Origin of the sequence: Mobiluncus sp. (genome assembly GCF_034180645.1) — a bacterium.
GTDB lineage: Bacteria > Actinomycetota > Actinomycetes > Actinomycetales > Actinomycetaceae > Mobiluncus.
Window position 1 is genome coordinate 76894 of the sequence record NZ_JAXFNY010000006.1, and the last position, 18577, is coordinate 95470.

12 protein-coding genes are annotated in these 18577 nt (G+C 57.6%); 4 read left to right on the top strand and 8 right to left on the bottom strand.

All coding sequences use genetic code 11. The annotated features are described in order from the left end of the window. Positions 1-20: 20 nt before the first annotated feature. The 4 genes from SPI05_RS02115 to SPI05_RS02130 all read left to right on the top strand — a co-directional run bounded on the left by SPI05_RS02115 (position 21) and on the right by SPI05_RS02130 (position 6219). Complete coding sequence (locus tag SPI05_RS02115; RefSeq protein ID WP_321075713.1) at positions 21-1040, top strand: methylenetetrahydrofolate reductase; 1020 nt, start codon at positions 21-23, stop codon at positions 1038-1040. Between the two features lie 92 nt (positions 1041-1132). Beyond that, positions 1133-3448 carry a 5-methyltetrahydropteroyltriglutamate--homocysteine S-methyltransferase gene (gene metE, locus SPI05_RS02120; protein ID WP_321075714.1) on the top strand — a complete coding sequence of 772 codons (2316 nt, stop codon included), beginning with the start codon at positions 1133-1135 and terminating at the stop codon, positions 3446-3448. A gap of 30 nt (positions 3449-3478) precedes the next feature. Beyond that, a complete protein-coding gene (metX, locus tag SPI05_RS02125; RefSeq protein WP_321075715.1) occupies positions 3479-4612 on the top strand; it encodes a homoserine O-acetyltransferase MetX in 1134 nt (377 codons plus the stop codon). A 140-nt stretch (positions 4613-4752) separates the two neighbouring features. Then, a complete protein-coding gene (locus SPI05_RS02130) occupies positions 4753-6219 on the top strand; it encodes an alpha/beta hydrolase (RefSeq protein ID WP_321075716.1) in 1467 nt (488 codons plus the stop codon). Between the two features lie 378 nt (positions 6220-6597). On the opposite strand, the gene feoB is transcribed toward SPI05_RS02130, so the two are convergent. From feoB to SPI05_RS02170, 8 genes are all read right to left on the bottom strand, one after another. After that, complete coding sequence (feoB, locus tag SPI05_RS02135) at positions 6598-8934, bottom strand: ferrous iron transport protein B (protein ID WP_321075718.1); 2337 nt, start codon at positions 8932-8934, stop codon at positions 6598-6600. A 7-nt stretch (positions 8935-8941) separates the two neighbouring features. Further along, positions 8942-9331 (bottom strand): FeoA family protein, encoded by a 390-nt coding sequence (locus SPI05_RS02140; RefSeq protein WP_321075720.1) that lies wholly within the window; start codon positions 9329-9331, stop codon positions 8942-8944. Positions 9332-9474: 143 nt separating this feature from the next. Then, a complete protein-coding gene (gene ppdK, locus SPI05_RS02145) occupies positions 9475-12207 on the bottom strand; it encodes a pyruvate, phosphate dikinase (protein ID WP_321075721.1) in 2733 nt (910 codons plus the stop codon). A gap of 278 nt (positions 12208-12485) precedes the next feature. Further along, positions 12486-14123: a hypothetical protein gene (locus tag SPI05_RS02150; protein WP_321075723.1), complete on the bottom strand. Its 1638-nt coding sequence runs from the start codon at positions 14121-14123 to the stop codon at positions 12486-12488. 154 nt (positions 14124-14277) lie between these two features. Continuing rightward, entirely contained in the window at positions 14278-14778 is a 501-nt protein-coding gene (locus SPI05_RS02155; RefSeq protein WP_321075725.1) for an RNA polymerase sigma factor, read from the bottom strand. 177 nt (positions 14779-14955) lie between these two features. Then, entirely contained in the window at positions 14956-17610 is a 2655-nt protein-coding gene (locus tag SPI05_RS02160) for an ATP-dependent Clp protease ATP-binding subunit (RefSeq protein ID WP_321075727.1), read from the bottom strand. Positions 17611-17687: 77 nt separating this feature from the next. Then, on the bottom strand, positions 17688-18170 hold the full coding sequence (gene dtd / locus SPI05_RS02165; RefSeq protein ID WP_321075730.1) for a D-aminoacyl-tRNA deacylase: 483 nt from the start codon (positions 18168-18170) through the stop codon (positions 17688-17690). Positions 18171-18220: 50 nt separating this feature from the next. Next, the gene (locus SPI05_RS02170) at positions 18221-18577 is read right to left on the bottom strand and encodes a DUF2516 family protein (protein ID WP_321075731.1); all 357 of its coding nucleotides are present in this window, start codon (positions 18575-18577) and stop codon (positions 18221-18223) included.

The following is an 18577-nucleotide window of genomic DNA, read 5'->3' on the forward strand; positions in this document are numbered from 1 at the left end:
TCTCTCGCTTAGGAAAACCGATGACTATCAAAGACCTCTACGCGGCTCACCGCCCCGCGCTATCGCCTCCCGGTGAGGCTGGCTCTACCCCTCGCGGGGACGGGTCAGGGCGAGACTTGCGGGTATCGTACGAGCTGTATCCGCCGCGCAATGCCCGCCCGACCTCCCAGGCCTGGGCAGGCATAGACCGGCTTTTAGATTCTCGTCCCGATTACGTCTCCGTAACTTTTGGAACGAGTGGTACAGCACCGGATGCTTCACAATCCGTCCTCTGGCATGCTTTGAAGCGTTCGGGGCGGCCTGTCCTGGCTCATCTGACCTGCGTGGGGAAAACCCGGGCCAAGCTGGTGGGAATCGTTCAAGACATGATGGACTTAGGAGTGCGCGATTTCCTCGCACTGCGCGGGGATGAGGCACCGGAGGATGAGCCAGGAGAAGCAGAATCGGGCGAATTTGACCGAGCGTTCCAACTTGTGCAGCTGATTCGAGAGGTTTCCGCTGATTACCTCGGGGACGAACACGCCGTCAGTATCGCGGTGGCTGCCTATCCGGCGGGAAGCATTCAGACCCGCACGGATGCGGTTCAGGCTCTGGCGCAAAAGCAGGCGGCCGGCGCTGATTTTGCTATCACTCAGGTGTTTTACCGAGCCCAGGACTATGCCGAGTTGGTTCAGTCAGCAACGTACCAGGGCGTGACGATACCCATTGTTCCGGGAATCATTCCGTTTACAGATGTGCGCCGTCTCCAGCGTCTCGAGGGTCTCACCGGGGTACCGGTGCCGGAAAAGATTATGACCTTAGCTAATATCGCCGATCCTGCCGAGAGAATCTTGGAGAGCCTGGGTGCCACCCTGGATTTCGTCAACGATCTCATCGAAGCCAACGCGCCCGGCATTCACTTTTACACGTTTAACCGACCCCGGCCAGTATTGGACTTGGTGGAGCACCTGCGTTCTCGCGGATTTGCCCACGTGGACCAGGAAGATTCGCACGACCTGCTCGGGCTGATGAACGCCGCCATGCACCGCATCTCTCCCTAAGTTCTGTTGCTCGATAAACCCGGCAGACCGAACCAAACCGAACTTAACAAAGAAAAACATACATTCGAACCTATTGAAGGGATTTATAGAAAATGACTGAAAAGCAGCCTTTTCCCGCCGCGACCGTAGCGGGTTACCCCCGGATTGGCGCAAACCGCGAACTGAAGCGAAGCCTGGAGCACTACTGGGCTCAAAAAATCGACCGCGCCACCTTCGACACCCAGATAAAACAACAGTTGGCGACACGTATCAGCCACCTGAAAGACTTGGGATTGAACGAACCGGGGGCCAATCCTGCAGACTTTGTCCTCTACGACCAGGTTTTGGCCCTGACTTGTGCGCTAGGGGCGGTACCCCAGCGTTTTGGTAACCTGGTGCGCCCCGACGGCTCCCTGGACGTGGACGGAGAGTTCACTCTAGCCCGGGGCATTGATGATAAACCAGCTTTGGAAATGACTAAGTGGTTCGACACGAATTATCACTACCTGGTCCCCGAAATCGGCCCGTACACTCAGATTTCCGCCGTAGCCAATCCTTGGCTGGAACAGGTGAAGGCCGGAGGTAGCGCAGTGCGTCCGGTCCTCACCGGTCCGGTTACCTATCTGTTGGGAGCGAAAGCCAGCGCGGACGCCCCCGCTCATTTCCATCCCCTGAAACGACTGGACGCAGTATTGGCTGGATTCGAGGTTTTCCTCAGCCAGTTCGCGGCGGCCGGAGTAACTTGGGTTCAGTTTGACGAGCCGGCTTTGGTGTGTGACACCTGGTCGACTTCCCGCGAGGAAGTGCTGGCGGCAGCTCGTAAAACCTATGAATTCCTGAGCAAATTGACCAATCGTCCCCAAATTTTTGTCAATGCCCCGTACGGACCGTTGGGCCTCGATGGGCTAAACGTGCTGAGCGCCACCGATGTGGAAGCCATCGGCCTGGATTTGGTCGCCGGCCCGGTCCCGAGCCGCGAGGACCTACAGGCCCTCGGGGACAAAACCCTGGTGGCGGGCATCGTTTCCGGTCGCAACGTGTGGCGTACCGACTTGCGACAGGCCCTCGAGACTTTGCAAGCAATTCACCAGGTCGTCCCGAACCTCAGCGTGTCGACCTCGACTTCGCTACAACATGTCCCTCACGATGCGACCAAAGAAACGTCCCTGGATCCACAAGTGCGTTCCTGGTTGGCTTTTGCGGACCAAAAGATTGCCGAGGTACAGACCTTGGCGCGCGGCTTGGCGGATCCCGATTCCATCACCGCTGAACTGGCGGAAAATGCCAAAATCTTGGCTTCCCGCGCCAACCATCCAGGAGTGAAACGTGCCGAGGTGCGTCAGGCTACCGCGGCCGTGACGGCTGCCGACCGGACTCGCGCCCCCTATCCGCAACGTTTGGCGGCACAAGCGGAGATTTTGCAGTTGCCCCTGCTGCCCACCACTACGATTGGTTCTTTCCCGCAAACCACCGAGATTCGCCAGGCTCGAGCCGCGTTCCGCCGCCACGAAATCGATGAGGCTCAATATGATGAGGAAATCCGCAATGAGATTGCTCGGGTCGTAAAACTGCAGGAAGATCTCGGTTTGGACGTGCTGGTACACGGGGAAGCAGAACGCAATGACATGGTGCAGTTCTTCGCCGAAAACCTGGAAGGTTTCGCCACCACGGAGCACGGCTGGGTACAGTCCTACGGCTCACGCTGTACTCGACCCTCGATTTTGTGGGGGGACATCACACGTTCCCACCCGATAACGGTTGAGTGGTCCACTTATGCCCAATCCCTCACCGCAAAACCAATGAAAGGAATGCTGACCGGCCCTGTCACCATCATGGCGTGGTCTTTTGTCCGCGATGATGAGGCTCGTGCGGAGGTGGCGGATCAACTGGGGTTGGCGCTGCGAGCCGAGATCGCCGACCTCAATGCGGCTGGCATCAAGATTGTGCAGGTGGATGAACCGGCCATCCGCGAGCTGTTGCCGCTGCGCGCAGCGGGACGGGAGAAATATTTGCAATGGTCCGTGGGAGCTTTCCGTTTAGCCACCGGCGGGGCTCCTAAAGAGCTACAAATCCATACTCACCTGTGCTATTCGGAGTTCAACGTGGTGGTGGACGCAATCGATCACCTGGATGCGGACGTCACTTCGATTGAGGCCAGTCGTTCCAAGATGGACATTTTGCCGGCTGTGCACGAGCACGGTTTCGAGCGTGGACTGGGACCGGGAATTTGGGATATTCACTCTCCCCGGGTACCGAAACTCGATGAGGAAGTAGGGCTGCTGGAAAAGGCCGTCGCCGCTTTGGACCCCCACCAAGTTTGGGTCAACCCGGACTGCGGGTTGAAAACCCGCGCCTATCCCGAAACGGTGGCCACCTTAGAGAACTTGGTCGGAGCCGCGAGGGCGGTGCGCGCGAAGCTCGAAGCCTGAACCTGAAAACCGTAGACCATAAGGATAGCGATGCCGCAAACCAGTGAGTTAATACCGGTCAGTGGGGCTTGGAAACCCACTGACCCCAAGGGAAATCGTCAGTTCGCCGCTCTGGGGATGCTGAAGCTCGAGGGCGGGTCTGCTCTGCCGGGCGCCCGGCTCGCCTTTGAGACTTTCGGCACTTTGAATGCGGAAAAGTCCAACGCTATCCTCATCAATCACGCCCTCACCGGAGATTCTCATGTGTACGGTGAAGCCGGGCCGGGCCACGTTACACCAGGATGGTGGAACGAAGTCGTCGGGCCCGGTGCCGCGGTGGATACGAATCGGTGGTTTGTGGTTTGTCCCAATGTATTAGGAGGTTGTCAAGGTTCTACCGGCCCCGCTACTTTGGCTCCGAACGGGCGAGCCTGGGGGTCGCGCTTTCCCCTGCTGACGACTCGCGATCAGGTGGCGGCGGAAAAAATCCTCATGGATCAGCTCGGTATTCCCCGCTGGTTTGCGGTCATCGGCTGTTCGCACGGGGGACACCGGGCACTGGAGTGGGCGGTGACTTATCCCGAGCAGGTGGAGCGGCTGGTGGCGGTGGCTACCGGCTGCGCCACCACCGCTGAACAGGCCGCTTGGTGCCATGTACAGATGCACGTGCTGGAACTGGACACAAATTTTCACAACGGCGACTACTACGATAATCCCCCTGGTCAGGGACCCTTCCGGGGGTTGGCTTTGGCGCGGGAGGTCGCGCACACTACCTACCGCAGCCCCAAGGAACTGCAGGAGCGGTTCGGGCGCGATCCGGGCTACCGTGAAGATCCGCTTTCGGGAGGCCGCTTGGCTGTGCAGTCTTACCTGGACTATCACGGAGTGAAGTTGGCGAAACGCTTTGACGCCGGGTCTTACCGGGTGCTGACTCGCTCGATGCTGACTCACGACGTGGGGCGAGGCCGGGGCGGTTTAGAAGTCGCGCTCTCTCGGGTGCAGGCTCGCGTCCTAGCACTGGGAGTGGACTCTGACCGCCTGTTTTACCCTTCCCAAACGCAGCAGCTGGCTAGATTGACCCGGCACGGCGAGGCGGTCATAATTCATTCCGATTCCGGCCACGATGGTTTCTTAATTGAAAACGAACCTGTCGGTCAGGCCATCGGTGAGTTCCTCGCCGCATAGGACACCCCGTTGGCTCCCAACAGGGTGGCTCAGTCGCCCGCCTCGCCGGCTAACACTGCGGTCACGCTGTTCTGCCGCCACAGCCTCGGGAAATCAGCCATTCTCCCGCCGCGACACGCGAGGCACGTTAGAATTCGAGAATGCGATACCTTCCTGATGTACTGGGTCCCGGATTTGGCGCCGCTAAACTCCAGTTGGAACCTGATCAGATTTCCCCGCGTTCCGCTACTTTGGTGCGCTACACCCCCACTGAGGATCCAAAATCACAGCTACCCGACCGCATAGTCCCGGTCAACGTGAAGCCGGGAGGGGAGCCCAACCAGGGCAGTTTCCGGATTCTTCCGCCCTCAGCCAGCCCGCAGCAGCGTGCAGGCAGCAATTCTCAGTCTGACGTTTCATCACGGTGGGATGATTCACCCGCCCGAAACCTGGATTACCTGCAGGATTACTTAACTCCAGAGCTGCGGGGTCGCGAAATTACAGTTCTTGACGAGCTTGACGCACCCTCAGCTCCGCAATTTATCGCCGTCTATGTCCACGGGTGGAATGACTATTTTTATCAAGCTCATCTAGCCCGGATGATGACCCATATGGGCGCCGCCTTTTACGGGATTGACCTGCACCGTTATGGTCGAAATATGCCGAGACGCTCCGGCTTAATTCCTTTCAACTGCTACGAAGACGATTACACAACCTACGACCGGGAGCTGGATTGGGCCCTCGCCACGGCTCGCCAGGAACACCCTGATTTGCCTGTAGTCGTGATGGCTCATTCCAACGGTGGTGCCGTAGTTTCCGGGTGGGCGTCACGCCACCACGATGCCTATGACGGTCTCATCTTTATTTCTCCCTGGGTGGTGCAAGACGTATCCGGAATCCCCGCCGGCAATACTGTAAGCACCATCATTTCCAAATATTTGAAGGGGCTGCACGTACCGATGCTTGGCCCTGGTTCTACGGTTTACCAGGATTCTTTGGCGGGGTATACCACGATTGGTTCTCCCCTGCCCCGCCGCTTGGTTCCCTTTGGCAATGATCCGGCCGTGTGCGGCTGGGTCACAAACCCGCAGTGGCGCATTATTGACGGAGCACCGATTCTATTTGGATGGCTCTCTGCCATCCTCAGCACCCAGCAATGGCTGGTGGATCATGCTCGTTTTTCCAACCAACCGGTCCTCTGCCTGACCGCAGCGCATGACCCGGATGCTTTTTATCATCCCGAGATTGCCCGAATTGACTCTCTGATGGGAAAAAAGTGGAAGTCTGCCGGGAAGACACCGCTGTGCCGAAACCTGGAAAAGCGCCGTCTTTACCTGTCAACCATGTCAAGGCATATTCGTGAGCGTGACAACAGTTCTGAGCGGGACTATTCTTATAAAACCGCCTTAGTGGACTGGACTGAGGCGGCGCGCCATACTGACACGGTATTGAATGGAAATCTCATCGAAGATCGGATTAATACCCTTTACGGTCGGGTGGGCGGCGGATTAACGCTGCAGCAGATGTCCGGTTTGCACGATTTAACACTGTCCCAGCCTCTGGAACGTGCCGAGTTTTTCGCGGAAGTGGCGGCTTGGATTTCTCACTCCGGCATCCTAAATAAATAAGCAAATCTGTTTCCAAACGCTTATTACCTGGATTGATATCCTTATTTAAAGCTGACTTAGAGGGCAGCCAACACAGTGAAGACGCTGTTGGTCACTCATGGGGGTTACTTCTCCCGGCACGCAAGCCCCGTGAGCACAAGACGTGTTTACCGAGTTATTTCGGTTCGCCAACAGTCCCGTGCGGCGCAGGTGCTCTAAAAGCAGCTGCCCGTGTTCCACACTCACCCCACTACGCCTCACCGCCGCTAAGAAAGTAGAACCTTGGCTCAGAGAGTCGATAAAGATCGCGGCACGAGATTCACCAGACGCGCTCCGTAATGTTTTTCCCGCGGCCTGCATTGCGTATTTAGGGTCATCAGCGCTGTTCATAAGGTTATCTCAAACAAAGATGCGGCCCACTTGGAACACTGCTACCGCGAGCAGCCAGGCGATAATCAGCTGTCCGCCTACCGCCGCGCAGACGCGTTTCGCCCCCAGCTGACGCCACTGTTCGGCGACGGTAGCCAGACACGGGGTGTAAGTCAAAACAAAAATCAGGAACGCTAGGGCAGCCACGGGTGCCGCCGCCGCGGAGCCTGCGGAATCGGTGAACGTTTCGCGGGTCAGTTCGCGCATAGTCGGGGTGGGGCTTCCGGCGTCTTGGGCAGCAGCTACGTCCTGTTCGGAAATATCGACATCGGTGTAGGTCGCCGCCAGCGCGCCCAGCATGGTTTCTTTCGCGACAAACCCGGTTATCAGCGATCCCGTTAGGTGCCAGTCGCCGAAACCGGCGGGGGCAAACACAGGAGCTATCGCCGAAGCCGCCACCCCGTAAGCAGATTCATCGGCTGGCAGGGCCTCCCCAAAACGGCCCTCACCGGTAACAGGCGTAACCATCAGGAGCCAAATCACGATGGTCATCACCACAATGACCTTACCCGCGCCCTTGAGAAAAGCCCAGGTGCGCTGCAAAGCTGAACGCACCAAGATGATGCCTCGAGGGGTCTGGTAAGCGGGAAGAACCAGCATCAGCGGCGCCCCGGTGGAAGCGCGCATGAACAGCGGACGCAACAGCAACCCTCCCAAGACCACCATGACTATGGACAGGAAGTACATCAACCACACCACTTCGGTGGCATGAGTGCCAAAGAACACTTGGGCGATGAACATATAGACAATCATGCGCGCCGAACAGGTGATATATGGGGTGAGGATGACTGCCATCATGCGCTGGCGGGAATCCGGAACGGTACGCAGCGCCGCCAAAGTGGGAAGGTTACAGCCAAATCCCACGATGAAGGGCATGATGACTCGGCCGTCTAAACCAATGGCACGCATCATGCGGTCACCCAGGAAGGCAACGCGAGCCATATAACCGGAGTCCTCCATGACGGCTATGGCGGCGAACATGACCAGCATCAGCGGAGCGAAAGACAGTACGACCCCCATACCGGTCAACAGTCCGTTTATCAATAAACCCTGTAAAATCGGGTTATCCCAGCCCATCCATGTCAACCAAGTCAACACACCATCGGCTAGAGAAGGGGCATGAAACACTGTGATGTCCTGGCCGGGAGCTCCGATGGAGGTAAATGGCACCTTGAGAAGCTGGGCGGGAATCGTGAAATCCCAGCCGCCGACAGCATCAAAAATCCCCTCGAGAGGATCTTGAAAAATTGCCGCGAATGTATTGGCTAGCCAAAACACCGCGTACATAGCCAACATGAAAAGCAAAGTACCAGCAAAAGGATTGAGCAGCACCCGATCGACTTTGTCCGAGCGCGTCGCCCGCGGAACTTCGATACGTTCCTGACGCAAACCGGATTCGATATTTTCAATCCAGTCGAAAAGCAAAGCTGCCCGCTGTGTTTCTTCCATTGGTTCGGTGATTAGCCCTGGAAGCGGGCGACCCGATGGTTCACCCGGTTGACAATTTGTCCCGCCGCAGGGGCTGAGACTTGCGGAAATATCATGGGTCAAAAGGCCAGAGCCGCTTTCGGTCTCGGCCTCAACTGGCGCGGGCATCCTGGACAGTAAGGCTTTGGCCGCCGTGACTGCCGCCTGGTTGTAGCCGGGGGCATTAACATCCCAGGGCAAACCGCTGATGTAAGTCGGATTCTGCAATGCCGCGGCAATGAGTCGTGTCGCGTCCTGCAAACCTTCGCCGGTCCGCGGATTCATCGTCGCTACGGGGACTCCCAGCAGACAGGACAGATTATCCGCGTCAATAGCCTCATCGCTTTGCGCGGCAACGTCCTGCATGGTCAGGATGACCGCAACCGGTAGACCGGTCTGGGCTACCTGTGCCAACAGGTACAGGGAGCGCGACAGTGCGCTGGCGTCTAAAAGGGTTACGACCAGGTCAATTCCTCCGTCGTCTCGTCCGATGTCGGTTATCGAACCGGGTTGTCCCGCCAAAGTTTGAACCACCACGGACTCATCAGGAGAATTGGGCACCAGCGAGTACGTTCCGGGGGTGTCGATAAAACGCACCCCCAGCGACTTATTGAAACCGGTAAAGACTTCTACCGTGGTTCCGGGTGCATTCACGACCGTTTGATGCATTCCGGTCAGGGTGTTAAACAGCGAAGATTTCCCCACATTGGGGTTTCCTACCAAGACCACGTTGGTGGTGTCGCGCTTGGGCAGGTAAACACGATGTGTCTGCGCGACTGCCATTGTGGTTAAGAGATCGGCAGATTCGGGCGGTAGCGGATTGCATTTGGGGCAGTTCATCGGATGTTTACTCTCCGTTGTCTGCCGCGAGGATATCTTTCGGGGAGTCCTCGAGGTGTGCCGCAATGCCACAGGCCGCCAAACGGGGCACGAATTGCGGCGAAAGGTCGTGGAGAGCTAACGCGGCTTCGAGGGCGGCCTTTTCCTGGTCCAAACCGAGCTTTTGCGCAAACTGGATGCAGGGGCGCACCAAGGCGGTCTTGGCAAAACCGCGATCCACCGCCAAACGAGTCCCGCGCACGAAGAGAACACGACCTCCAAAAGCACCCTTTTGCGTGACTGTGAAACGCGTGCCGGGACGCAGACCCAGCTCGTGAATCCGCCCACAGAATCTGTTGTGACACCCTAAATCCACCATAATCATAGGAACCCCAACAGGACATTCACACAATCGCACGAAACTAAGCCTAACCTAGCTAAAATCTTTTTTCAACAATTGTCTTTCGTTATTAAAACTCGTTCTTTCTAAAACCGCCGGTGCCGGGCCCTTGACGGAACCCGGCACCAAAAAATGCGGTTTATTTAATTGGAGGCTGCGGACTACTCCACACCTTGCGTGGCGGACTCGTCCCACTTCAGATGTTCCGCAGCGGCGCGACCCGCCTCGAGGCGAGCCACCGGCACCCGGAACGGCGAACAGGACACGTAATCCAGCCCGACCTGGTGGAAGAAGTGAATCGAAATCGGATCGCCACCGTGTTCACCACAGATACCCATCGGCAGATTCGGTTTGGTGGACCGTCCGCGCTTCACACCTTCGGCGACAACGCGACCCACCCCGTGGGTGTCGATGGATTCGAACGGGGAAACCCCGAAGATTCCGGCTTCCACGTACTGCGGGAAGAACACGCCTTCCACGTCGTCACGGCTGAATCCCCACGTGGTTTGGGTCAGGTCGTTGGTGCCAAAGCTAAAGAACTCGGCTTCCTTGGCGATGGTGTCAGCGGTCATGGCGGCACGCGGCAGCTCAATCATGCAGCCCACCGGGACATCAAAGGTAACGCCGTATTCACCCTGAACCTGAGCAATGATCTCCTCGGCTTCATCACGCACCAGCTGGAGCTCACGAATGGAACCAATCAGCGGAACCATAATCTCCGGATGCGGGTCCAAGCCCTCCTTCTTTAACTCGCAAGCCGCCGAAACCAGCGCCTTCATCTGCATCTTAAACAAGCCCGGCAGGTAAATACCCAAGCGGACGCCGCGCAGACCCAGCATCGGGTTTTCTTCATGCATCCGGCGCACGGCAGCCAGCATGTGCTGGTCTTCCTCCGAGAGCGTTTCACCCTGTGCTTTAGCCACCGCGTTCTTAATTTCCAGAGTCGTCAAGTCCGGCAGGAACTCGTGCAGCGGCGGGTCAATGAGACGAACGGTCATATGTTTGCCGTCCATAATCTTAAGCATTTCCGTAAAGTCGCCCTTTTGCAGCGGCTCCAAGGCGTCCAGGGCGTGTTGACGTTCATCGGACCCTTCTGGGGAAAGAATCAGTTTCTCTACCAGGGGTCGACGATCGCCGAGGAACATATGCTCGGTACGGCACAAGCCGATACCTTCCGCACCGAAGTCCAAAGCCCGCTGCGTGTCCGCGGGAGTGTCGGCGTTAGTGCGCACCACCAGGCGACGAACCTCATCAGCGTGGGTCATCAACCGATCGACTGCCTTAATCAAGTCCTTCTCATCTTCGGTGGCCGAAGCATCCAAACCGGCCTGCAAACCGTGAGACAGGTAAGTGGTCACCGGGGAATCCTGCACCGGAACCACGCCGAGGAACACCTCGCCGGTACCGCCGTCAATGGAGATTTCGTCCCCTTCGTGCAGGACGGTGTCCCCTACGGTAGCGGTCTTAGCGGCTTGGTCAACCACGATGGTTTCTGCCCCGACCACACAGGTCTTGCCCATGCCACGAGCCACTACCGCAGCGTGGGAAGTCTTGCCACCGCGGCTGGTCAACACGCCCGCGGCCGCAACCATACCCCGCAGGTCGTCAGGGTTCGTCTCACGACGCACCAGGATGCACGGCACTCCCGCGTTAGCGGAAGCCTCGGCAGCGTCGTTATCAAACACAATCTTGCCCACCGCAGCCCCGGGAGACGCAGCCATACCCTTGGTGAACACCTCGGGCTTACCGGACATGTCAAACATCGGGAACATCAAGTTTTGCAGCTGTTCACCAGTGACCCGCAGCAGAGCTTCATCGGTGGTAATCAAACCTTCATCAACCAGCTGGGTGGCGATTCGGAAAGCCGCGGCCGGGGTGCGTTTGCCCACACGCACCTGCAGCATCCACAGCTTGCCACGTTCGATGGTGAACTCGATATCGCACATGTCCTCGTAGTGGGTTTCGAGCTTCCGCATAATACCCAACAGTTCGTCATAGGACTTTTTGTCGTGTCCCTCCAGGTCTTTCAGGGTTTCGGTGTTGCGGATACCGGCCACCACGTCTTCGCCCTGAGCGTTCATGAGGATGTCGCCGTACACCCCCGGACGGCCCGAGGAGGGGTCACGGGTGAAGCACACCCCGGTGCCGGAGTCCTCGCCCATATTGCCGAACACCATGGTCACAATGTTGACGGCGGTGCCCAAGTCGTGAGGAATCCGCTCGCGGCGACGATAGATGCGAGCGCGTTCAGAGTTCCAGGAACGGAACACGGCTTCAATCGCCATGTCCATCTGGGTGCGCGGATCTTGCGGGAACGGCTTGCCGGTTTGTGCCTCAACGATTTCTTTGAACTGAGCGGTGAGTTCTTTCAGATCGCTGGCATTCAAATCGGTGTCTGCCTTAGCTCCGCGGTTCTTTTTCATGTTGTCCAACGCATCGGAGAACAGGTCGCCATCAATATCCTGCACGGTCTTGCCGAACATTTGAATCAAGCGACGGTATGAATCCCAAGCGAAGCGGTCACTGCCGGCTACCTTGGCTAAGCCTTCCACGGATTTGTCGTTCAGACCGACATTCAAAACGGTTTCCATCATGCCGGGCATGGAGAACTTTGCGCCAGAACGCACCGACACCAACAGCGGGTCCTCAGCCGCACCCAACTCGCGGCCAACGGTTTCTTCTACTTCACGCAAAGCCTTGGTGACCTGCACGGTAGTTTCCTCCGGGACTTTACCTTCCTTCAGGTAAGCTCGGCAGGCATCGGTAGTAATCGTAAATCCCGGGGGAACCGGCAACCCGAGGTTGCTCATCTCCGCCAGGTTTGCACCCTTGCCACCCAACAGGTCCTTCTGATCCTTATTGCCTTCTGCAAAACGGTAAACGAATTTGGGCATGTGTTAAGCCTCCAACTTTTTCGAACTATCTGCGCACCACGCGCCAAAACCATCCTAGCAATATTTCCCTTCTCACTCACACCGCCCTATTTGCGCCCCCTCACGGGTTTCGCCACGTCTCGAGCCTGGTACGGCCCAACGTCCTAACCGGTTTAATCGCCCCTTGGTCGCGCTGTAAAACGGGAACACCGGAAAATGCGGCAGGTTCCCCTCCCGCGACAACGGGCGAGGAACCTGCTTGATTGAAAGGAACAAATATAAAAGTTTTTGGAACGGGCTTATTCCGCTACTGCCAAGACGGTCCAGACCCGCCCCTGAGCGTCAGTCAATAGATAGACCGGCATGTCCAGTATGGAACCGTCCCTTTGCTTGACTGGCTGACTAATCAGCCGGGCACTCACCAAGTCGATTTTGCCGTCAATCTTGGCTGGCAAACCCTTTTGGTTGCGTACATCCAAAGGACCATACTTCGGGTCGTTGAGGCGCTGCACTGCCTGAGCCTCAGAAATGACCTTGTACTCGCCAATCTTCGTTTCCTTGCCCAGATTGGCGCGAATCGAAGCCACTCCGGTTTCTGAAACCACGGCTTTCCAGTTTTGGGCTTGTGCTTGACCGGGCATCTTAACCGGGACACTCACCGTGGTCAGACCATCTTTCTGGCTGGTTCCTGCCGAGCGGCTCATCACGGTAGCGCCCAGGGAAGCAGCCACTTTCTCAACTTGGGCAATGGCTGTTTCAGAAGAGGGCGCGTTGCCCACCACTTTCATGACACAGGGTGTCGGGCCAGGTGAAGGGTTTTGGGTCGACTGGGGCTCAACGGACTCCACCAGGGAAGACCCGGAAGGATCCGTAGTTTCAGTCACAATCAGCAATACCTGCAGTTGTCCGACCTCGACAGCTGTCCCCGACAAGTTGGCGGTATCAGAGGTTTCCACGTTGCGCTGAGCTCCCGCTGTGTTGGGGTGGCTCGGTTCCGGCCCATCGGGACGCACGGCCGGCGGGACCGTCTCCGTCGGAGTTTCAGTCGGAGTTGGAGTCCACTTCGGTGTCGGTGTGATCTCAATCGGGTCACTAGGTTCCGAAGGGGTGGTACTGGGAGTACTAGGGGTACTCGGGGTAGCGGGGTTATTGGGGCTCGGAGTGGAGTTCCCCGAGGGATTCCTGGTCGCGTCGGGATTCGGCAGCTCTATAGTGCCGTCTCCGGGCTTCACCGGTACGCATTCCATCCGCACCGCGGAGGGATTATCAAAGCTCAAAGAGGTCAGCTGACCCACGGTGACCGTCAAGGTCGCCCCTTTGGTGTCAGTAACCGTAAATCCGGCGCCGCTCTTTTTAACGGAACCCTTCATCCCCAAAGAGTCTGCGACTTTCTGGACTTGACCAGCGGATACTTTGGCACCTTTCCCGACCCGCGAAATCGGGGCTTTGGTAGGAACCGTGGAAAAATTGCCCGTCGCTACGAACTCTACATCGCCGATGTGTTCCAAACGCTGACTGGCTCCGGGTATCACAGTCTCAGAGCCGGCGGCGATAATAAGCGGCCCATCCGTAACCACGACACCGTCGTCTTGACTGGGCACTTCACCCGGTTCGCCGGGGGAAAGCACGCTCCACCCGGTGAAACCTACCACCGTCGCAGCAGCGGCCGCGCTCAAACCAACCAGCCAGTTGCGCCGCACCGCCAAGGTGTGACGCCGCACCGCCAGAGAAACGACTTCAGCCACCGGGGCCTGAGCATCCACCGCTTCCACCGGAACCACATGCGTGGGCGGCTGAGCCTCAAAAGCCAGACCTTCGGACTCCATCTGCGCAGCAACCTTAGCGCGCAAAGAATCCAAATTGACGGGCAGATTCCGGGCAGGGTCGAGTGAGCGCAGAGCCTCCAGCCCGCTCATCTCATTTTCGTGGTTGTCCACTTCCCCGTCCTTCTTCTGGACAGCAATCGCTGTGATTACCGTATTTTGTCGTTCTATTTATTCAAGATTGGCTGGTCGAAACCGTCCTCAGGCCCGGCGCAGTTTCGACCTTGCAACATATACATGTAACTGGCCTGGCGTTTCTTACACTTTTTTAAGAAGTATTTTTTTCAATTGCTTCCTCCAGCCGTTTTCGTGCCCGAGATAAGGCTGCATCCGCGGCCGAACGGCTCACTCCCAGGTATTGCGCTAAGGCAACGCCGCTCAGCCCTTCCCACGCGACCGCCAAGATAATCTCGCGGTCGCGTTCACTGAGGTTCAGCAGGGCAGCTCGCATTCCCTGATCCTCAACAACGAGTTGAGCAGGGTCGGAAAAATCGGTGCAATCCAAGTTTTCCTGGTTATCTCCCATCGGCAGGGACTTCTTTTTGCGGTACCAGTTAGCCAAGGTCAAGCCGGCGGTTTTGTACAGCCAGGGCAGTTCGGCTCCATCGGGGATCTCGGTTTTTTTCTTCCACATCACGGTAAAGACTTCGGCGGCGAGGTCCTCGGCATCGCTATAGGCTCCGCGTCTATAGAGAAATCGCACTATGGCCGTGCTGTGTTCCGCAAATACCCGCTCAAACCACTGTTCATCGTGGATAGCGGTGGACATACGTTCGGCCTCTCCCTTGACGCTGCACAAAAATAGTTAACTCATACGAATATACCCCGTAACGTGCTCATCCAGGAACCCACCACTGGTTTGAATCTGAAAAGAATCGAACCTGGCGTTGGGAATAAATGTTTCGCGGGCCCGCCGGGGCGGACCCGCGTGCTGGCATCAAGGCGTTTACGAAGCGGGTTCCTTGTCCGGGGATTCTTCCGCTTCCTTAGCCGCCAGTTCGGCCTCCCGAATCGTCGCCGCGGTCACGTCTTCGAGCTTGCGGCGCTGTTGCGTCCGGCCCTCGGGCAGACCATCCTCGCCGGTAAACTTGAACTCGGCGTCGTCGGTGAACTCCCAATCCGTCCCATTGAGCTTGTCCGCAGATTCGTGCTTGATGAACTTCGGCTCGACATCTACCGTGACGGTCTGACCTTCACGTAGTTCAGAGAACAAAATCTTTTCAGACAAGACATCCTCAATTTCGCGCTGCACGGCCCGACGCAACGGACGAGCCCCCAACGTCTTGTCAAAGCCCTTGTGCGCCAACAGAGCTCGCGCCGAGGGCGTCAGCTGCAAAGCCATACCCTGATCCAGCATCCGATCGTCGAGCTTGGCGACCATCAAATCAACAATCTGGAGGATTTCGGCCTTTTCAAGCTGCGGGAACACCACGATTTCATCCACACGGTTGAGGAATTCGGGCCGGAAGTGCTGTTTCAGTTCTTCCTGAACCTTGCCCTTCATCCGCTGATAGTCCGTGGACAGCTCACCGCTGGCCTGGAAACCGGTCAGCACCCCCTTGTTGATTTCGCGAGTGCCGAGGTTCGTGGTCATGATGATGATGGTGTTCTTAAAATCGACCAGGCGACCTTGTGAATCGGTGAGGTGGCCCTCCTCTAATACCTGCAGCAAGCTGTTAAAGATGTCCGGGTGGGCCTTCTCCACTTCATCGAACAGCACTACGCTGAAGGGCTTGCGGCGCACCTTTTCGGTGAGCTGACCGCCCTCGTCATAGCCGACGTAGCCCGGAGGCGAACCGAACAGTCGGGAAGCCGTATGCTTTTCCGAGAACTCGGACATATCTAGCTGTACCAGAGCGTTCTCGTCTCCAAAGAGGAATTCTGCCAGTGCCTTGGCGAGCTCGGTCTTGCCCACCCCGGTCGGGCCGGCGAACACAAACGAGCCGCCGGGACGCTTCGGGTCTTTCAGACCAGCACGGGTGCGGCGAATGGACTGGGACACAGCTTTGACCGCTTCGTCCTGACCGATGATGCGCTTGTGTAACTCGTCCTCCATCCGCAGCAGTTTCGAGGATTCTGCCTGAGTGAGTTTGAACACCGGAATGCCGGTGGCCATCGCCAAAACCTCGGCGATTTGTTCTTCGTCAACCACCGACTCGGAGGTGTCTTCACCTTGTCGCCACTGGGATTCCTTCGCCGCGCGTTCTTCCGTCAGATTCTTTTCTTCGTCACGCAGCTGGGCAGCCTTTTCGAAGTCCTGGGCGTCAATGGCGGCCTCTTTCGCTTGACGAGCCTTGGCGATTTTCTCGTCAACTTCTTTCAGCTCCGGAGGAGCCGTCATCCGCTTGATGCGTAGGCGCGCCCCAGCTTCGTCAACCAGGTCAATCGCCTTATCTGGCAAAAACCTGTCAGAAACGTAACGGTCAGCGAGCTGAGCCGCGGCAGCGAGAGCCGCGTCAGTAATCATGACCCGGTGGTGGGATTCGTAGCGATCCCGCAGCCCTTTGAGGATGGCGACGGTTTCTTCTACACTGGGTTCTTCGACTTTCACCGGCTGGAAACGGCGTTCCAGAGCGGAGTCTTTCTCAATGTACTTGCGGTACTCGTCAATGGTGGTAGCGCCAATAGTCTGCAGCTCGCCACGCGCTAGCATGGGCTTCAGAATCGAGGCGGCGTCAATCGCACCTTCTGCCGCCCCCGCACCAACCAGGGTATGAATCTCATCGATGAACAAGATGATGTCCCCACGGGTGCGGATTTCCTTCAGTACCTTCTTGAGACGTTCCTCGAAGTCACCGCGGTAGCGCGAGCCCGCCACCAAGGAACCCATATCCAAGGAATAAAGCTGTTTATCTTTCAAAGTTTCCGGGACGTCGCCGCGGACAATGCCCTGAGCCAGGCCTTCCACCACGGCGGTTTTACCCACCCCGGGTTCGCCGACCAAGACGGGATTGTTCTTGGTGCGCCGGGACAGGATTTGCATGACGCGTTCCATTTCCTTGGTCCGCCCGATAACTGGGTCAAGTTTGGACTCGCGCGCAGCCTGGGTGAGGTTGCGTCCGAATTGGTCCAAAATCGCCGAGTTGCCCCCCGCGTTGGGGTTATCCGCTCGTCCGCCGCCGACACCCACCGTGTCGCGACCGCTCTGTTGAGGCTGGCTGCCTTGGTAACCAGACAGCAGTTCAATGACAGTCTGGCGCACATTGTTCAGGTCAGCGCCGAGTTTAATGAGGACTTGGGCGGCGACCCCGTCGCCTTCCCGCAGCAGCCCCAGCAGGATATGTTCAGTGCCGATGTAGTTGTGTCCCAGCTGCAGAGCCTCACGCATAGAAAATTCCAGCACCTTGCGGGCGCGCGGCGTAAAGGGAATGTGGCCGGTGGTAGGCTGTTCACCCTCGCCGATAATCTCAATGACCTGAGCGCGCACGGCCTCCAGCGAGATACCCATCGTTTCCAAAGCCCGCGCCGCAATACCGTCACCTTCGTGGATTAGCCCCAGCAGCAGGTGCTCCGTGCCGATGTAGTTTTGGTTCAGCCGGCGGGCTTCGTCTTGGGCTAACACCACCACCCGGCGGGCTCGGTCGGTAAATCTTTCAAACATACGCACTCCCTTTTACACTCGTAACCAATTTATGCCCCCGCGCCGTGAAAACGCGACCGTGTTCACTACCGGCTAATTCACACTTCCAACAGAATCGTGAAAGGCCCGTCATTGGTGAAACTAACTTTCATGTCTGCCCCGAAAATTCCCCGTTCCACCTGCATTCCTTGATCCTGCAGCGCTGCTCCCACCGCATCGACCAGCGGTTGAGCGACCTCTCCCGGTGCCGCTGCCACCCACGAGGGGCGATTGCCTTTGCGAGCGTCTCCGTAGAGCGTGAATTGGCTAATCAACAGCACCGGCAGACCCAGCTGGAGCGCGGAAACTTCCGCACCACGCGCTTGTGCCAGCTTCTCAGACCCGCCAGCAGCATCGTAGGCACCGGGAGCGTCAAAAATACGCAAATTCGCAATCTTGCGCGCCATTTTTTCGACCTGTGCCGTACCGTCAGTATGCGTGACCCCCAGCAGTACCACCAGTCCAGGTCCGGCAAATTCGCCGGTAACCTCGCCGTTAACCGCGCATTTTGCGCCTGCAACACGTTGAATCACTGCCCGCATGAGTTTTCGTTCTCCTGTTCTGTGCCGTTTTGGCCGGTCTGTTCCGGGATTCACCAGGGCGTGGGGGGACGTTGACCGGTTCCTCGCGAGTTCTTGCCCCGCCGGCGCCACGAAGCCACGGCGGGACGCACATCCGCCAGATAAACCGCGGGAATAATCAGAGCCATCATCACCCCGAACAAGCCAACAAAAGCGTTGGGCGTCAGTCCCAGAAAGGAAATCACGAGTGCCAGCAGATTCAGCAGAGCCCAAAAATTGCGAGTTCGTTTACCCTCCGTTGGAAAAGCTTGGGCTGGGGTAGTCAGGGCGTGTATCAAGGCATACAGGCTCATTCCCACCACAACCAGGACCAATCCCAGCACCAGTAACGTTTGCGCCGAGTTGATGGCCGCGAAAACATTCGACAT